18 protein-coding genes are annotated in these 14,760 nt (G+C 49.1%); 6 read left to right on the plus strand and 12 right to left on the minus strand.

Annotated features, from left to right (window positions below; translation table 11 throughout):
* Nucleotides 1-68: 68 nt before the first annotated feature.
* The 4 genes from L3556_RS15725 to L3556_RS15740 all read right to left on the minus strand — a co-directional run bounded on the left by L3556_RS15725 (nt 69) and on the right by L3556_RS15740 (nt 3,671).
* Nucleotides 69-515 (minus strand): DUF29 domain-containing protein, encoded by a 447-nt coding sequence (locus L3556_RS15725; RefSeq protein WP_338405767.1) that lies wholly within the window; start codon nt 513-515, stop codon nt 69-71.
* A gap of 87 nt (nt 516-602) precedes the next feature.
* The gene (locus L3556_RS15730) at nt 603-1,343 is read right to left on the minus strand and encodes a dienelactone hydrolase family protein (protein ID WP_277868281.1); all 741 of its coding nucleotides are present in this window, start codon (nt 1,341-1,343) and stop codon (nt 603-605) included.
* A 19-nt stretch (nt 1,344-1,362) separates the two neighbouring features.
* Entirely contained in the window at nt 1,363-1,542 is a 180-nt protein-coding gene (locus L3556_RS15735; RefSeq protein WP_277868282.1) for a hypothetical protein, read from the minus strand.
* 104 nt (nt 1,543-1,646) lie between these two features.
* Nucleotides 1,647-3,671 (minus strand): CHASE2 domain-containing protein, encoded by a 2,025-nt coding sequence (locus L3556_RS15740; protein WP_277868283.1) that lies wholly within the window; start codon nt 3,669-3,671, stop codon nt 1,647-1,649.
* Between the two features lie 431 nt (nt 3,672-4,102).
* Between L3556_RS15740 and L3556_RS15745 the strand changes: the two genes are divergently transcribed.
* The 6 genes from L3556_RS15745 (at nt 4,103) to L3556_RS15770 (ending at nt 8,763) form a co-directional block, all read left to right on the plus strand.
* Nucleotides 4,103-4,300, plus strand: a complete 198-nt coding sequence (locus tag L3556_RS15745) for a hypothetical protein (protein ID WP_479682454.1) — start codon at nt 4,103-4,105, stop codon at nt 4,298-4,300.
* A 12-nt stretch (nt 4,301-4,312) separates the two neighbouring features.
* Nucleotides 4,313-5,071, plus strand: a complete 759-nt coding sequence (locus L3556_RS15750) for an alpha/beta hydrolase (RefSeq protein WP_277868285.1) — start codon at nt 4,313-4,315, stop codon at nt 5,069-5,071.
* A gap of 37 nt (nt 5,072-5,108) precedes the next feature.
* Nucleotides 5,109-5,366 (plus strand): AbrB/MazE/SpoVT family DNA-binding domain-containing protein, encoded by a 258-nt coding sequence (locus tag L3556_RS15755; protein ID WP_277868286.1) that lies wholly within the window; start codon nt 5,109-5,111, stop codon nt 5,364-5,366.
* Nucleotides 5,353-5,787, plus strand: coding sequence for a type II toxin-antitoxin system VapC family toxin (locus L3556_RS15760; protein WP_277868287.1), 435 nt, complete (start codon nt 5,353-5,355; stop codon nt 5,785-5,787). Before L3556_RS15755 ends, L3556_RS15760 begins: the two co-directional genes overlap by 14 nt.
* Nucleotides 5,788-5,881: 94 nt before the next feature.
* Entirely contained in the window at nt 5,882-7,273 is a 1,392-nt protein-coding gene (locus L3556_RS15765; protein ID WP_277868288.1) for a folate/biopterin family MFS transporter, read from the plus strand.
* Nucleotides 7,270-8,763 (plus strand): carotenoid oxygenase family protein, encoded by a 1,494-nt coding sequence (locus tag L3556_RS15770; protein ID WP_277868289.1) that lies wholly within the window; start codon nt 7,270-7,272, stop codon nt 8,761-8,763. Before L3556_RS15765 ends, L3556_RS15770 begins: the two co-directional genes overlap by 4 nt.
* Before the next feature lie 41 nt (nt 8,764-8,804).
* Here the strand turns inward: L3556_RS15770 and L3556_RS15775 are convergent, their stop codons facing one another.
* The 8 genes from L3556_RS15775 to hisF all read right to left on the minus strand — a co-directional run bounded on the left by L3556_RS15775 (nt 8,805) and on the right by hisF (nt 14,759).
* Entirely contained in the window at nt 8,805-10,571 is a 1,767-nt protein-coding gene (locus L3556_RS15775) for a DUF3685 domain-containing protein (RefSeq protein WP_277868290.1), read from the minus strand.
* A gap of 61 nt (nt 10,572-10,632) precedes the next feature.
* Nucleotides 10,633-11,313 (minus strand): potassium channel family protein, encoded by a 681-nt coding sequence (locus tag L3556_RS15780; protein WP_277868291.1) that lies wholly within the window; start codon nt 11,311-11,313, stop codon nt 10,633-10,635.
* A gap of 21 nt (nt 11,314-11,334) precedes the next feature.
* A complete protein-coding gene (locus L3556_RS15785; protein ID WP_277868292.1) occupies nt 11,335-11,646 on the minus strand; it encodes a BMC domain-containing protein in 312 nt (103 codons plus the stop codon).
* Between the two features lie 84 nt (nt 11,647-11,730).
* Nucleotides 11,731-12,513 (minus strand): SDR family NAD(P)-dependent oxidoreductase, encoded by a 783-nt coding sequence (locus tag L3556_RS15790; protein WP_277868293.1) that lies wholly within the window; start codon nt 12,511-12,513, stop codon nt 11,731-11,733.
* 144 nt (nt 12,514-12,657) lie between these two features.
* Nucleotides 12,658-13,221 carry an acylneuraminate cytidylyltransferase family protein gene (locus tag L3556_RS15795; RefSeq protein ID WP_277868294.1) on the minus strand — a complete coding sequence of 188 codons (564 nt, stop codon included), beginning with the start codon at nt 13,219-13,221 and terminating at the stop codon, nt 12,658-12,660.
* A gap of 7 nt (nt 13,222-13,228) precedes the next feature.
* A complete protein-coding gene (locus tag L3556_RS16390) occupies nt 13,229-13,363 on the minus strand; it encodes a cytidylyltransferase domain-containing protein (RefSeq protein ID WP_422110797.1) in 135 nt (44 codons plus the stop codon).
* Nucleotides 13,360-14,001 (minus strand): imidazole glycerol phosphate synthase subunit HisH, encoded by a 642-nt coding sequence (gene hisH, locus L3556_RS15800; RefSeq protein ID WP_277868295.1) that lies wholly within the window; start codon nt 13,999-14,001, stop codon nt 13,360-13,362. The genes L3556_RS16390 and hisH overlap by 4 nt, the downstream gene beginning before the upstream one ends.
* Entirely contained in the window at nt 13,998-14,759 is a 762-nt protein-coding gene (gene hisF / locus L3556_RS15805) for an imidazole glycerol phosphate synthase subunit HisF (RefSeq protein ID WP_277868296.1), read from the minus strand. The genes hisH and hisF overlap by 4 nt, the downstream gene beginning before the upstream one ends.
* Nucleotide 14,760: the final 1 nt, after the last annotated feature.

The raw sequence follows: 14,760 nt of genomic DNA on the forward strand, positions 1-14,760 counted from the left end.
GTGACTTGGTTTCAACAAGCCCTATCAAACGGGGCAAAAAGTGATTAAAAACTTCAAAGCCACGATAATCAATGCTCTTCTATTGACTCATCAAAGATCTGAAATTCAGAAAACGGACAGGATTGGGGCAGGATTCTTGGATCAAGGGGGGTTTCCCGACCGACAAGGTTTAACCCCTTGCCATAGCCAATTTCAATGGCTTCCCTCACATAGGATTTAAGGCTAGGATTTTCCCGGAGATGCCGCTGAATTTCCTGCCGTTGCTCACGAATGGTGTAGATCCAGCTTTTGGAACGTCCTTCGCTTTGGTAGTGCCATTTCAATAGATGCCCTAACAGAATACCCAGGCGATTGCGAAGCTCCTGACGTTGTTGTTTTCCCAAGGATTCCAGTTCTTCAATCAAATTTTCATGGTCAAGGTGATCCAATTTCCCTAGGCGTAGGTACTTAACTTGCTCCTGAAGCCAGGCATAGAAGTCTGTTTCATAAAGTGAATCTATAGGATTCATGGACATTATTTTTGCCCTAGGGTTGGATCTGGGGTCAGCGCATAGGGGCTGCTTTTTTGATTTTAGGGCTGGCCGATGTGGCTTTGCCAGTCCTTAGGGGGCCTTTAATACGCTCTGAAAGAGGGTTTTAACTTGCTCCCAGGCATCTTTCGCCGCCGCCGGATCGTAGCTCTGCCGCTGATCACAGAAAAAGCCATGATCCGCTGGGTACAGAAAGATATGGTGGCGGACTCCATGCTTGTGAAGTTCGGATTCAATGGTTTGAATATGCTCTAGGGGAATACTGGCATCCTGATCGCCAAAGAAGGCATAGAGGCTGCCGCGAATTTCTGAGGTACGACTGACCGTGGGTAGTCCTCCCCCTGGGGTCATGGTGGCAATTCCCGCGCCATAGAAGGAAGCCGTTGCCTTAATCTCCGGCAGGGTAGCCGCTAAATAGGCGACATGGCCGCCAAAGCAAAAGCCAATGGTGCCAATCTCTGCATTGATCACTTGGCCAAGGCCCCGCAGGTAAGCGATCGCCGCCTGGGTATCACTGATCAGTTCATCGGCAGTGGTTTGATCTTTGTATTGGCGACCTAAGTCAATATCCGCTGGGCCATAGTCTGTCTCAAAGCCTGGGGCCAAGCGTTGGTAGAGTGCCGGAGCCAGAACAACATAGCCTTCTTGGGCTAATCGCTCGCTGACATCGCGAATGTGATGATTTACACCAAAAATTTCTTGAAAGACAATAATGCCAGGGTAGGGGCCACCCTCTTTGGGTAGGGCTAGGTAGGCATCTATGAGTAGATCCCCATTCACAATTTGTACCCAACGGGTCTCAATATCAACCATGAGTTAGTTCTCCCGACGGTTAGGATTCCAGATCAGGAAACGTGCGTTGGACTTCGGCCAATAATTCATCCAGTTCTTCAAGGGCTTGGTTGACATCAATGCGAAGGGTGCCCAGGTCTGGCTGTTCTAGAAGTTGCAGTAGGCTTTCTCGCTTACTTAAAACAAAGCGCAGGCGATCGCGTAGGGTATCGGGGTTCATTCTCACCAAGCTCCAAGGCAAACCTTCTCCACTGTAGTGCCTATTGGAGGTTTGGGAAACTCCTAGGGGTGTTCTAGATAATTTCCCAGGTAGTAAAATAGGCATTAAAGATGCGGGCTACTGCTGGATTGTACGGCTTCCCCAGATAGTTGTTGGGCGGTTACGGGGATGATCTCTGGCTGGAGACCTTGATTGTTTTGAACCTGCGGATGCTCTTTCTGGCCGAGGACGCGAAACACCTGGATCCGATGCTCTTTTCCCTTCAATTCCAGGGGACCCCAGGCTTCCACCTCATAGCGATCGCCCAAATAGTCTAAGGTTTCTTGGGCAATTAAAACCCGACAGGGGGTAGGATGGCGATGTTTATCCACACTTTCTAGGCGTGAGGCGGTATTCACACTATCCCCAATCACACCGTACTCCATCCGACTTTTACTCCCTAGACTGCCGACAACAATGGGGCCGGTAAAGATGCCCGCCCGCATTCCCACCTGGGGTAAATTCTGGGCTGCCCAGCCCCGATTCAGTTCCCCTAGGGCCTCTCCCAAGGCCAGGGCGCAGTCTACGGCATTCCGAGCGTCTTCGGCAATTTCCCCTGGGGTTTCTCGGGGAATGGGCACACCAAACACCGCCATGATGCCATCACCGGTAAATTTATTAATCACACCATGGTAGGACTGGACCACGTCCGCCACTTCTTCCAGGTAGGCATTGAGCCAGTTAAATAGGCCATCGGGGGTCATGCCCTCGGAAATCGTACTAAACCCTTTTAAGTCCGTAAATAATAGGGTAGCGGTGAGGCCCTGACCGGGGAGTTTGCCATCCTGAAGCAGTTCATCCCGCCGCTCCCACAGGGCTTCTGCTACTTCCGGAGAGACACTTTGACCGAGAAGCCGCATCACCATTTGCTGTTGCCGCTGGGCCTGTTGGGCCGTATAGGTAATCACACTCCCACCGGAAACAATTAAAGCTAGGGCTGGCGGCACAAAGGGAATCCAACCCAGGGATAAAAAGGCACCATAGGCGATCGCAAATAGCCCCGTTAAACTCACACCCACGGAGATCGCCAGGGCGACGGGATGACGTATCCCCCAAACCAATAGGCCTCCCACCAAGGCCCACAGGGCAATCCAGGCCCATTCCAGCGGCTCTGACCAAAACCAAATCACCGCCCCTTGATTTTCCCCAGCATCTAAAAACTGTCCTACCATCTGGGCATGGACAAACACCCCTGGCATACGTTGATCATCCATCAGGCTGGAGCTAAAGGGGGTATAGAAAAAATCCTTACCACTTTCGGCCGTATTGCCAATTAAAATCACGCGATCTCGAATGAGGTGAGGATCCACATTGCCCGCTAAAACATCCCCCAGGCTGACCCATTCAATGGCCCGATTATCTCCCCGATAGTTGAGCATCACCTGATAGCCATTGGTATCAATGCCCACATAACTGCCATCATTGGGCCGTAGGGGGGTAAAAATACTGCTTGTTCCCAACTGCATAATGGCGGCATCGCGTTCACTCCCCTGGGGAAAAATGTCCTCATCCTGGAGATACCGCAGGGCTAAACGCAGGGAAAAGGAAAAAAGGGTCTCACCGGTATCATCGCTGAGAAATAAAATACTGCGACGAACTGTTCCCCCCGCATCCACCGTGACATCATTGAAGCCAACTTGTTCCGGGGGCAGAACCGTAGGCGGAGCGATGGTTGGGTGAATTTCATCCCCAATTTTGGTTACCGCAAAGAGGCGATCGGAACTCTGCCAGACCTCATTGAGTTCTGCATGGCCCGGCTCTACCGCAAAATCCCGATAAATATCGAGACCGATTGCCCGGGGCTGATGACGCAGAAGTTCCCTAAAGAGATCGGCGTAAACCTGATCCGAGAGGGAGAGGGCCTGCTGCTCTTGAATATCTGCCTCCGTAATCGCCACCACCAATAGACGGGGATCGGGGCCGGAGAAAGGGCGTAATTGAAACAGGCGATCGTAGGCTGCCAATTCTAAGGGCTGTAGTCCCCCTAAACTGCGAACGCCGCCAATGAGTAGGGTTGCCACGCCACTAGCCAGCAAGACAATACTTAATTCCATCCAGCGGCCTTGAAGGCGAGAAAGTAGCTTTAGCATAGGCGTTTGAACCAGCAGAAGAAGGGCCTCTTTATATGAACGCTCAATTACAGCCCAAAACTTGAGTCAGGACTTGAGCCAAAACGTCAGGTTGAAGTGCTTCTATCCTAGTACGGAACTCCGATCCTAGAATCAAGGGAATGGGGACATGGGGTGGAGAGAGGGCGATCGCCCCCAGGAAATGTAACAATCTGTTTACAAACCCCCAAAAACGTTACACTTGATTGCGAATTGTAGCGTCGGGCAACTTTAGTGCTAACTTCAATAAGGAGTTAAGCAAGTCTAGTTAGATCAATCTGGCATTAGCTCAGTTCTAACTTTGTCTAGAACACTCTATCTAGAGCATTGTCTAGATCATTTCCATCTATTGCATCATGTGGGCTGATTTCAGCAGCAATATCGAGCGTTAGATCGAGGAGAACACTTTGTCTGTGCAACAACTTGGAAGAGACCCTGTTCTGCGGGAAGATTTAAGCGAATACGTTGCTCATTTGCAACTACACATGGCCCTCCAGGCCCGCAATCTTGTACCGTCCTTAAGCAATACGAAGGACAGTCGCAATCAATTACTCCACCAGACCCAAGCCACCTTTGAGAAATACGTCTCCCGTCAAAATTATCTCGGCTAGAGTTCACCAGACTTGTTAGTTAATCAACCTTTTTTCCTAAAAGGTTCTGCGCCTGATCGTGCCTGTTTATCTTTGCACGGACTAGGGGGTGGGGCCTATGAAATGCGAGAGTTAGCCGAACACCTCCAGGGCCAGGGTTTAACGGTTCAAGGAATTCTCTACCCGGGCCACGATCGCCCGGCGGCCCAGATGCCTGCCTCTACATGGCAACAGTGGTACGCCGCTAGCCTGGAAGCCTATCAGGAACTCGCCCAGACCTATCCCCAAGTGGATGTAGTTGGTTTTTCCACGGGCTGCCTATTGGGATTACACCTTGCCGCTGCCTATCCCCTCCAGAAATTAGTCTGCCTGTGCCCCTTTTTCACGATTTATCGTCCTGCCTACGTTCCCGTGCCCGTTGAGCTATTGGCCCAAACCATTGGCTATTTACTGCCCACAGTACCCCGCCTCCACTTTCCGATTCGGAATCCCCAGATGCAGCAACAGGCAAGGGAAGCCGCTTTTTTCCCCAGCTTTAATCTTGCCGCCGTCCGTAGTGCCCTGGCCCTGATTCAAATTGTCAAACCCGAACTGTCCCAGGTGACATGCCCGACCCTAATTATGCAAACCTGGGGCGATCGGGTGGTGAATCCCCAAGGGGCACAATTTCTCTACGATCGCCTCGGTAGTGAAACCAAGGAACTGCAATGGCTGGAGCGATCGGATCACATTATTACCCTGGACGATGAAAAAGAAGCTGTGTTTGCCGCCGTCGCCAAATTTTTAGCCTGATTTACTATAATTTTATTACCAAGTAAAAAGATTGCACGTGACTACAGTAACGGTCTCAGACAAAGGGCAAGTCGTTATTCCGATCAGCATCCGTAAAAAACTCGGCATTAAGCCAGGGTGCAAGTTGACATTCACGCTGGATGGAGATGTTATCCGTGCCGAAGTTCAGCGACCAAAGCTACAGACCAGTATTGAAGAAGGATTTGGGATGTTAACCTGTTCACCGGGGAAAACAAGGCGACTGAGGGATTTTGATATTGCCCAGGCAATGCAGAGTGAAGATGATTGGACTTGACACAAACGTTCTGGCCAGGTTCTATGTTAACGATCCCAACGATCCTGAAGCGACTCATCAGCAAAGCTTGGCCCGTCAGGTTTTTGTAGAATCTTCCAATCTCTTCGTTCCGCTCACCGTAATTCTGGAGTTGGAGTGGGTATTGCGATCATTTTACGGCTTTGAACAGGAAAGTTTTGTCCAGGTTGTCCGCCATCTCTTAGGCTTACCCCATGTAACAGTCGAGCATTGGGAGCGCGTTGAACAATCCCTGGTTTGGCATTTGCAAGGACTGGACTTTGCTGATGCCTTGCATCTTGCCGCCAGTAAAAATTGCCAAAGTTTCGTCAGCTTTGATGAAAAAAGGTTTGCCAGACGGGCTAAGCGACTGAATATTGAACCACCGATCCAGATACCTAAAGCGTTTAATCAAGAGCACTAGAGAAAAAAGTATACCTTTGTTAAGGGGGAGATGGCCAGCACATTTGCAAAGAGGCCGATATGATGGAGGCAAGCACATTTCTTAACATTTGGTAATGTTGGTTCAACCTTCCCAATTTCAGCGATGGCAGAGTGAGGCGCAGCGAATTCTCCTCTTTGGGCAGCAGCCCAGTCGGGAGCTATTTGCGATCCTTCTGGTCTATTTCGTCCAGGGCATTCTCGGGTTAGCCCGTTTAGCCATTAGTTTCTTTTTCAAGGACGAGTTAGGCCTGTCCCCGGCCCAAGTGGCTGCCTTAATGGGGGTGGCAGCGATTCCTTGGGTGATTAAACCCCTCTTTGGCCTGATCTCCGATAGTTTGCCCCTCCTAGGCTACCGGCGACGCTCCTATTTGGTGTTGTCTGGGTTCTTGGGCTGTGGGGCCTGGTTGAGTTTATCCCTGTGGGTGGAGAAGCCCTGGCAAGCAACGTTGGCGATCGCCCTAGCCTCCCTGTCCATTGCCATTAGTGATGTGATTGTGGATTCCCTGGTGGTTGAGCGGGCCCGCCATGAAAGTGCAACGGAAGCGGGAACCTTGCAATCTCTTTCCTGGGCAGCAACGGCCCTAGGGGGAATTTTAACGGCCTATTTTAGTGGCCAACTCCTAGAACATTTCACCACCCGTACCGTTTTTGCCATTACCGCCACCTTTCCCCTCGTGGTCTCTGGGGTGGCGATCGCCATTGCCGAAGAGCCCATCCACGAACGCCCCGCCCTGAAAAAAACCCTGGATCACATTGCCCTAGTTCGCCAAGCATTGATGCAGAAAACCATCTGGCTGCCAGTGGCCTTTCTCTTTCTCTGGCAGGCTACCCCGGGTTCCGAATCTGCCTTTTTCTTTTTTACCACCAACGAGTTAGGATTTCAGCCGGAGTTTTTGGGCCGGGTTCGCCTTGTCACCAGTGTGGCCTCACTCCTAGGCGTTTGGTTCTTTCAACGCTTTCTCAAAGCTATTCCGGTGCGAGTTATTTTCTTTTGGAGTACAATTATTTCCGCCAGCTTAGGGATGACCACCCTGATCCTTGTCACCCATGCCAATCGCAGTTTGGGCATTGACGATCGCTGGTTTAGTCTTGGGGATAGTTTGATTTTGGCAGTGATGGGGCAAATTGCCTTTATGCCGGTTTTGATTCTAGCGGCCCGGCTGTGTCCCCCAGGAATTGAAGCAACCCTCTTTGCCCTGCTCATGGCCATTAGTAACCTAGCGGGCCTAGTCTCCCATGAATTGGGGGCCCTGCTCACCCATTGGCTGGGAATTACGGATCACAATTTTGATGCCCTTTGGCTACTGGTGATTATTACCAATCTCAGTACCCTGCTGCCCTTACCCCTACTCCATTGGCTACCGCGACAAATCCCTTCTCCAACCGGGATTCACGTCCTTGCCAGTGAAACCGTCCCTAACCTGGAACCCTCTACACCCCTCGAATTGGAACATCGGCCCCAATGAATTCTATAACTCCCATAACTTCAACGAACCATCCCTTCTATACCATGGAGGGTTGGCGTGGCGGTACGAGATCGCTACCCCAGGAACATGACTACTGGATTGATCAGATAGAAGGAACCCTTCCCCCAGGCTTAGAGGGCACCCTTTTTCGGAATGGCCCGGGCCTACTTGACCGGGGAGGAGTCTCCTTTGCCCATCCCTTTGATGGCGATGGCATGATCTGTGCCTTTACCTTTGTGGAAGGGCGAGTCCATTTTCGCAATCGCCATGTTCGCACCGAAGGGTATAGAGCCGAAGAAGCTGCTAATAAAATCCTCTACCGGGGGGTGTTTGGTACCCAAAAACCGGGGGGCTGGCTGGCCAATCTCTTGGATACCCGCATTAAAAATATTGCCAATACCCAGGTGATTTACTGGGGGAATAAATTACTCGCCCTGTGGGAAGCGGCCCTGCCCCATCGCCTAGATGCCCAAACCCTAGATACCATGGGCTTAGATGACCTGGATGGCTTGCTGAAACCCAAGGATACCTTTGCGGCCCATCCCCGCATCGATCCCCAGGGTCAACGGTTAGTCAATTTTGGTATTCAGCCCGGCCCGAAAACCCAGATTCATCTCTACGAATTTGATCTGGCAGGGAAATTAGCGAGTCAACAAACCTTTGCCATTCCAGGGTTTGCCTTTATTCATGACTTTGCCCTCACCCCCACCTATGCCATTTTCTTTCAGAATCCGGTCGCGCTGAATCCGATCCCCTATCTGTTGGGGTTGCGGGGGGCGGCCCAATGTATTCGCTTCAATCCCCAAGAACCCACCCGCATTTGGCTGATGCCACGGCAAGGGGGAACTCCCCACTGCTTGACCATGCCCGCCTGTTTTGTCTTTCACCATGCCAATGCCTACGAGGAAGGGAGCCAAATCACCATTGATTCCATTGCCTATAGTCATTTTCCTGCCCCACAACCAGCCATGGATTTCCGGGATGTCAATTTTGCCGACTTACCCCCCAGTCAACTGTGGCGCATTCAGATCAACCTGGAGGATGACAGTGTCCGCCCTGATTGCCTCGATCCACGCTGTTGTGAATTTCCCACCCTCCATCCCCATTGGGTCGGGCAGCCCTATCGCTATGTCTATATGGCAGCGGGTCATGATCCGGTGGAGAATGCACCTCTGCAAGCTCTGTTACGCCGAGATTTGATCACAGGGGAGGAACAACTGTGGTCCTTCGCTCCCCACGGGTTTGTCAGTGAGCCGGTTTTTGTGCCAAAGGGGTTACAGGCAGATAAGCCGATCTGGGCGGCCCCAGGCAAGGAAGCAGACGGGTGGATACTACAGGTGGTATACGATGCCAGTGATGAAAAGTCCCATCTTCTGATTTTTGATGCGGCCCAGATTACGGCGGGCCCAGTGGCACGGTTATCCCTGCGCCATCATATTCCCTACGGCTTGCATGGCACGTTTACGCCAAAAGTGTTTCTACAACCATAAGTTAAACGACCACAAGTTAAACCTAAAAATAAAAATGCAAACTAGGTTTGCGATCGCCGTTTTTTGGATGGGGTTGATGAGCCTAAGGAGCCTTGAAAGGATTGACCTACCCCCTGGGCAATGCCTCGGCCAATCAAACCAATACCCCGGCCAATCACATGGGTCAAAATATAGACCATTCCTTGACCGACCCAAGCAATGGCCGATCGCACTGGGGGGGACAGGGCATCTCGGGTTTCCAGGGCAAGAGTTACCAACAGCCGCATTCCTTCTAGGGCTTGTAGCTCTTGCGTGCGGGGTAAGGCAACGTATTTTTTCTCAATGCCGCGATCGCTCAGGTAAATCAGAGCCATGCGACTTTCAAAAATATCCTGGGGTTCGCCAATCAAATGAAACCAGCGATATTTCCAAGATAGGGCATTCCGAAAACGTTCAATTTCGCGACTTGAAAGCATCCGGCGATCGAAAAAGTTGGACTGAATTTCTTCCAGATGGCTCAAGCGATTTAAGAGGGGCTGGATCACCCCATTACTGACCCCCAAAATCAGATGATCCACGAGGGCATCCAAAATGGGTACTGTTTCTGGACTGCCGTAGGCGTAGCGTTTTTGATCAATATGCAGGGGTGTTTGTAGGAGCAAATGGGCGAATAACTCCGGCACTAGGGGGATCGGCTCTAGTAAACCTCGCTGTACCAAGGGAGCTTCCACCAAGAGTATGGGGGTGATCTCCGTTTGCCCATCTTTAATCAGGGTATAGGGGCCAAAAAATGCGCGGGTACTTTGTTCCCATAGATCCAGTAGAAGGCGATCGCGACGTTGGTTTAAAAATTCACGGCTGGGGGGAGTAATTTGCAAGGCCCGTAAAATTCCTTCCCATTCCCGCAGCACCGTATAGACCAGTTCCCGCCGCTTTTCTGCCGTTAAAATATCAATCTCAAGAACCGATCCCGTTAAATTCAACAGATCACTCTGACTACGACTGAGGCAGCGATCGATTAGGGCGGGAATGGTTTGATTCGATACCAAAGGAGAGGGTGGGGACGGTGTTTTCAGGGTCTGGGTCGGTTGGCGAGAGGGGGGCAAAAATTGACCGACCAACCAACGAGCCACTAAAATTTCCCGTTGTCGGCCTTCGCAGACGAGCCGTTGCCAGGGATGGAGTTGCTCCTGACTTAAGTAACGATTCAGGGCCGTTAACCAGGTGTCCATATCCTCTAAGCCGGACTGAATAAACTGGTATTGCCAGCGGGTGATTGGATTGGGATAGCGCTGCCGCACCGTGGGTTGGGGAATGGGCAGGAGCCACACCTGCTCCCCGTCATGAATAGCCTGTAGCCCCGCAATTAATTCTTCGAGGGCAGTCCCCTTGGGATAAACCCCTTCGATTCCTAGGGTTGTGGCTAATTCCAGGAGTGATCGCCCCCCTGGCCCCACTAAAAGCAAGATGCGGATTTGGGGATAGTACTGTTTCAACCATTGCATCAACCAGGGTGTCGCCTCATGATTCACCGTTAACTGGGCATCGATCACGGCAATATCTACCCCAGGGCGATCGCCCCCAAGAGGTGCAGTCCGCAAAAACTGAACCACACTATTTCCATCAGCAACTCCCACCACCACTGTTAGGATCTGGCCATCCGTCGTTTTTACCTGATTTAAGCCCACCTCTAAGCCGAGACGAAAGACCGGATCGCCATCGGCAATCAATAACCGCAGTCCGGGGAATAATTCCTCAGCGGCAGGGGGGCCATCCAAGGAGGAGTCCATAGAACTAATAATGGTTTCTGGTGGGGATGGATCCGCCATGGACTGAACCTGATTGAAGTGGGCAAATAAATACTCTAAGACTACCTTGGATTATCAAAGTCTAGGACGATCGCGAAGAAGAATTTATATATTGGCTAACCAATTGGGCAATGACAACAGCTGGATACATCTGGCCAAACAACCCTTCGATAATCGCTAGGGACATGGTGATGGGAATGGTAGGTGTAATATCACCATAGCCAATTGTTGTTAGGGATACAAAACTAAAATAGATTAAATCAAGCAGATCAGCGTAGTCATGAGGAAACTTAAAACTCTCTGGATAGATCGTATAAACAATACGGTAGGCAAAGTAAAAGAAGTAACCTAAAAGAAAATAGACACAAATTCCACCTCGAATAGAATCAGAGGTAACTAACTCTTGACGAAAAATACTATTCATTGTCAAATAAATAGAGATTGCTACGAACGTGAGGTAAACTAAATTAGCCATAACAATAATCACTTGATGGTATGGTTGAAGAATCCCCATAAAAACAGTAAAAATCTGAATCAATCCAACCCCAAATATCAGACCACAATAGACTAAAAATTTCGTGTGACGAATGCGAAATGTCCTGACAATTAAGACGACAACAACCGTCAGCATGAGAATTGCCACAGTTAGAGCGAGTTTTCGCTGTGGAAATAGGGTGGGTAACAGTATCAAAAACAACTGAGCCGTTAACAACTGGGAATACTGATTCTGCAAAAATAATTCATGACGCGGAACTAGGCCCATTCCCATTCCTCCAGTTGATTATCAGAGTAAAAAATCATCCATGGCTGGGTGGGGGCGGCAAATCGGCAGAATCTCTTCTAGTTCATTGCCCGGTTGGGCAATCACCTGTTGAGAAATTACACTATGGCCGGGAACCTCTCCTAGGGCCGATCGCCCTGCCTTGACCGCAACCTGTACATCAGAAACCGATCCGCGGATCACCACCGACCAATAGCCATCGCCAATCCCTTCACAGCTAACCACCCTGACTTGGGCTGCTTTGACCATAACATCAGCCACCTGTAGGGCCGCTGGATACCCTAAAACTTGAACCATACCAACGGCGATCGCCATTAGACAACCCCAAAACTTACTTTGATAGTATTAAATAAATGACTGGTTATTATACCCTACTAGTTATAAATCCCCGTTCAATCCCTAGCTCAAACGCACCCCCAGGGAAAAGCCCCCATCCACCGTCAGACAAGCCCCAGTGATATAAGCCGCTTCGGGAGAGCATAAAAAAACAGCGGCCTGGGCTAACTCCTCTGGGGTGCCAATTCGACCAAGGGGACTGACCTGAGCTAAAAGTGCTTCACCTGCTGTGATCCCATCCGCGCCGGCCTTGGCCAAAAAACCCCGTAACATTGGCGTATCGACCGGGCCTGGAGCCAATTCATTTACCCGGATCCCCTGGGGCCCCTCCTCTAGGGCTGCACAACGGGTCAACATCGAAACAGCAGCCTTACTGGCGTTGTAGAGGGCATTATGGGGTACTTCATGACGGGCTGCAATGGAGGTAAGATTGAGAATTGCTCCGGTTTTTTGGGGTCGCATTGCCCGAATTTCTGCCTGCATACAGACAAACAGGCCCCGCACATTGGTACCAAAGACCGCATCAAACTCGGCCAAACTGTAGTCCACCAGGCTCTGCTCGAGATCTAGCCCCGCTGCATTCACTGCGGCTACCAAGCCCCCTGCCTCCTGAGCAAATTGGTTAATCGCGGTCTCGGTCTGGCAAGCATCCTGGACATCGGCCAACAATGGGATGGCCTCACCCCCGGCGGCTTGAATTTCAGTAACGACTTGATTGGCCCGCGTCGCATCTCGTCCTAGAACTCCAACTTTTGCCCCCACTTGACCAAAGGCCACGGCGATCGCCCGACCAATACCTGAGGTTGCTCCAGTGACCAATACTGGTTGATTTTCAAATGACATCATACACCCAATGAGTCTATAAAATTACAGTAATCATTGTGAAATTTTCATCCACGGGAACCCTTACCCAACTGTTTCTCCAGGATAACAACCCGATTTTAATAAATTCAAAGTCAGTTTGCACGGACTGGGGCAATCTGGGCCGAATTAACCTTCAGGGCTTGCGAGATGCTTACAACTCAGTATATACTCAGCTATTTTCCAGTCCCAAGAATTATCAATATCAATTGATTCATCGAAAGAGTTTATTTCTAAAGGAACAGGATCATTATTAAAAAAACTCTTATATTTTTGTAGGTTATGAGGTGTAATTAGATAAAAAGATCCATTGATTGTATAGGCTTTTGGCAAATCTTGTGATCTTAATTTAAGGCCTCCAGTAATAAATGGTTCCATTTTATCGTCTTTAATTTGAAAACACCACATTGGATGAGATTTTGCTGGAGATACTCCTAGAATAGTTCGATATTTATATTTTTCAAATAAATGGATACCTTTTTTAATCGTTTCCTTGCTTCTAAAAGGTGAGGTTGGTTGTAACAATAGCAAACCGTCAACACTACCCTTTGCAAGAACATACCAACTTAATGTGTGCAAACAAACATCAACAATTGAGGCAGTATCAGATGCTAGTTCATGTGGTCTTAACCAGGGAACCATAGCTTCTGCACTTCTTGCGATTGCTGCAATTTCTGGATCATCTGTGGACACTAAAATATCACAAATTTCCGTAATTTCTTTTGAAATATCTATACTCCAAAGTAATGAGAGATTTATCTCCTAAAATACGAATATTTTTCCTAGGTAATCGCTTAGAACCTCCCCGTGCAGGGATTACTGCTAAAATTTTCATAGTGCAATAAATTGCTGTAGTATTTTTAATCCAATCTCACCACTTTTCTCAGGATGAAACTGACATCCATAAATATTATCCCGGGCAACTACAGCAGGAATGGAAATGCCTCCATAAATGCAATCTGCAATTCGATGCGCTTTATTTTCTGTGACAGCCATAAATGAGTGGACAAAATACACAGAGCTTACTAAGGAGATCGTACTAAGTATTGTATCGTTCCAGTTTGATCTACTTTTTGCAAGCACTAAATTACTCCAGCCAATATGGGGAATTTTCTGAGGAATACCAGCAGTTGATTTCTTAGGGACTGGAATTACTCGTCCAGGTATGAGATTAAGTCCCTGGGTCAAACCAAATTCCTCACTTTCACTCAAAAGAAGTTGCATTCCCAAGCAAATTCCCAGGAATGGTATGCCTGCATTGACAACTTCGTGAACAACCTCCACTAAATGCCTGCGTTGTAGTTCTGCCATGGCATTACCAAAAGCGCCCACTCCAGGTAAAACTACTCTTGCCGCCGATAAAATATGTTTCGGATTGGATGTAACTTCTACATTTGCACCACAGTACTCTAAGCCTCGCTGGACGCTGAGCAAATTACCTATACCATAGTCAATGACTGCAACAGTACTCATAGATGGCGAACATCGATTCCTGCTAACTTAGCTATATTTCGTATTTCTGCTAGGGTTGAGCGATCGTAGTGAAGAATATCAGCCATAGCTACCGCATCAGCATCACCATGTTGAACAACATCGATCATATCTTCAGGTTTACCCATACCACCACTGGCAATGACTGGAATAGTCACAATTTGCGTGATCGCCCTAACTAAGCTAATATCAAATCCTTTGCGGGTTCCTTCTCGATCTACAGAAGTTAACAGGATTTCACCTGCACCCAAGGTAACACCCTGTTTAACCCAATCAATGACATCTAAACCAGTGCGTTCACGCCCATTATCTGTATAAACTTCCCAATAATCTGGAGACATTTGCTTTGCTTCAATTGAAAGCACCATACACTGACTACCAAAGCGGTGGGCAATCTCAGTAATGAGACTTGGGTTAGCCACGGCAGCCGTATTAACTGCAACTTTATCAGCACCAGACCTTAATAAATGGTTAGCATCTTCTACAGATCTTATACCCCCGCCAACAGTAATCGGAATGAAAATATCCTTGGCGGCATTTTCAATAATATGGCTAAGGTTATTGCGTCCATAGAGACTTGCTACGCAATCCATATAAATTAATTCGTCAGCACCTTGTTGATAGTAGCGTTGGGCGTAATCTCCTGGTAAACCGATCACTCGCAATCCCTCAAGGTGAACCCCTTTGATTAGGTTAGTTCCCTTAATATCTAAGCGAGGAATTAAACGAATGTTTCTCATC

Source organism: Candidatus Synechococcus calcipolaris G9, from assembly GCF_029582805.1.
Taxonomy (GTDB): domain Bacteria; phylum Cyanobacteriota; class Cyanobacteriia; order Thermosynechococcales; family Thermosynechococcaceae; genus Synechococcus_F; species Synechococcus_F calcipolaris.

What these genes read in the sequence shown, in the direction of transcription:
- L3556_RS15765 (WP_277868288.1), top strand. Translation starts at nt 5,882, where the DNA reads ATGTTGGTTCAACCTTCCCAATTTCAGCGATGGCAGAGTGAGGCGCAG.
- L3556_RS15730 (WP_277868281.1), bottom strand. Translation starts at nt 1,343, where the DNA reads ATGGTTGATATTGAGACCCGTTGGGTACAAATTGTGAATGGGGATCTA.
- L3556_RS16390 (WP_422110797.1), bottom strand. Translation starts at nt 13,363, where the DNA reads ATGAAAATTTTAGCAGTAATCCCTGCACGGGGAGGTTCTAAGCGATTA.
- L3556_RS15775 (WP_277868290.1), bottom strand. Translation starts at nt 10,571, where the DNA reads ATGGCGGATCCATCCCCACCAGAAACCATTATTAGTTCTATGGACTCC.
- L3556_RS15760 (WP_277868287.1), top strand. Translation starts at nt 5,353, where the DNA reads ATGATTGGACTTGACACAAACGTTCTGGCCAGGTTCTATGTTAACGAT.
- hisH (WP_277868295.1), bottom strand. Translation starts at nt 14,001, where the DNA reads ATGAGTACTGTTGCAGTCATTGACTATGGTATAGGTAATTTGCTCAGC.
- L3556_RS15790 (WP_277868293.1), bottom strand. Translation starts at nt 12,513, where the DNA reads ATGATGTCATTTGAAAATCAACCAGTATTGGTCACTGGAGCAACCTCA.
- L3556_RS15735 (WP_277868282.1), bottom strand. Translation starts at nt 1,542, where the DNA reads ATGAACCCCGATACCCTACGCGATCGCCTGCGCTTTGTTTTAAGTAAG.
- L3556_RS15780 (WP_277868291.1), bottom strand. Translation starts at nt 11,313, where the DNA reads ATGGGCCTAGTTCCGCGTCATGAATTATTTTTGCAGAATCAGTATTCC.
- L3556_RS15770 (WP_277868289.1), top strand. Translation starts at nt 7,270, where the DNA reads ATGAATTCTATAACTCCCATAACTTCAACGAACCATCCCTTCTATACC.
- L3556_RS15740 (WP_277868283.1), bottom strand. Translation starts at nt 3,671, where the DNA reads ATGCTAAAGCTACTTTCTCGCCTTCAAGGCCGCTGGATGGAATTAAGT.
- L3556_RS15785 (WP_277868292.1), bottom strand. Translation starts at nt 11,646, where the DNA reads ATGGCGATCGCCGTTGGTATGGTTCAAGTTTTAGGGTATCCAGCGGCC.
- L3556_RS15725 (WP_338405767.1), bottom strand. Translation starts at nt 515, where the DNA reads ATGTCCATGAATCCTATAGATTCACTTTATGAAACAGACTTCTATGCC.
- hisF (WP_277868296.1), bottom strand. Translation starts at nt 14,759, where the DNA reads ATGAGAAACATTCGTTTAATTCCTCGCTTAGATATTAAGGGAACTAAC.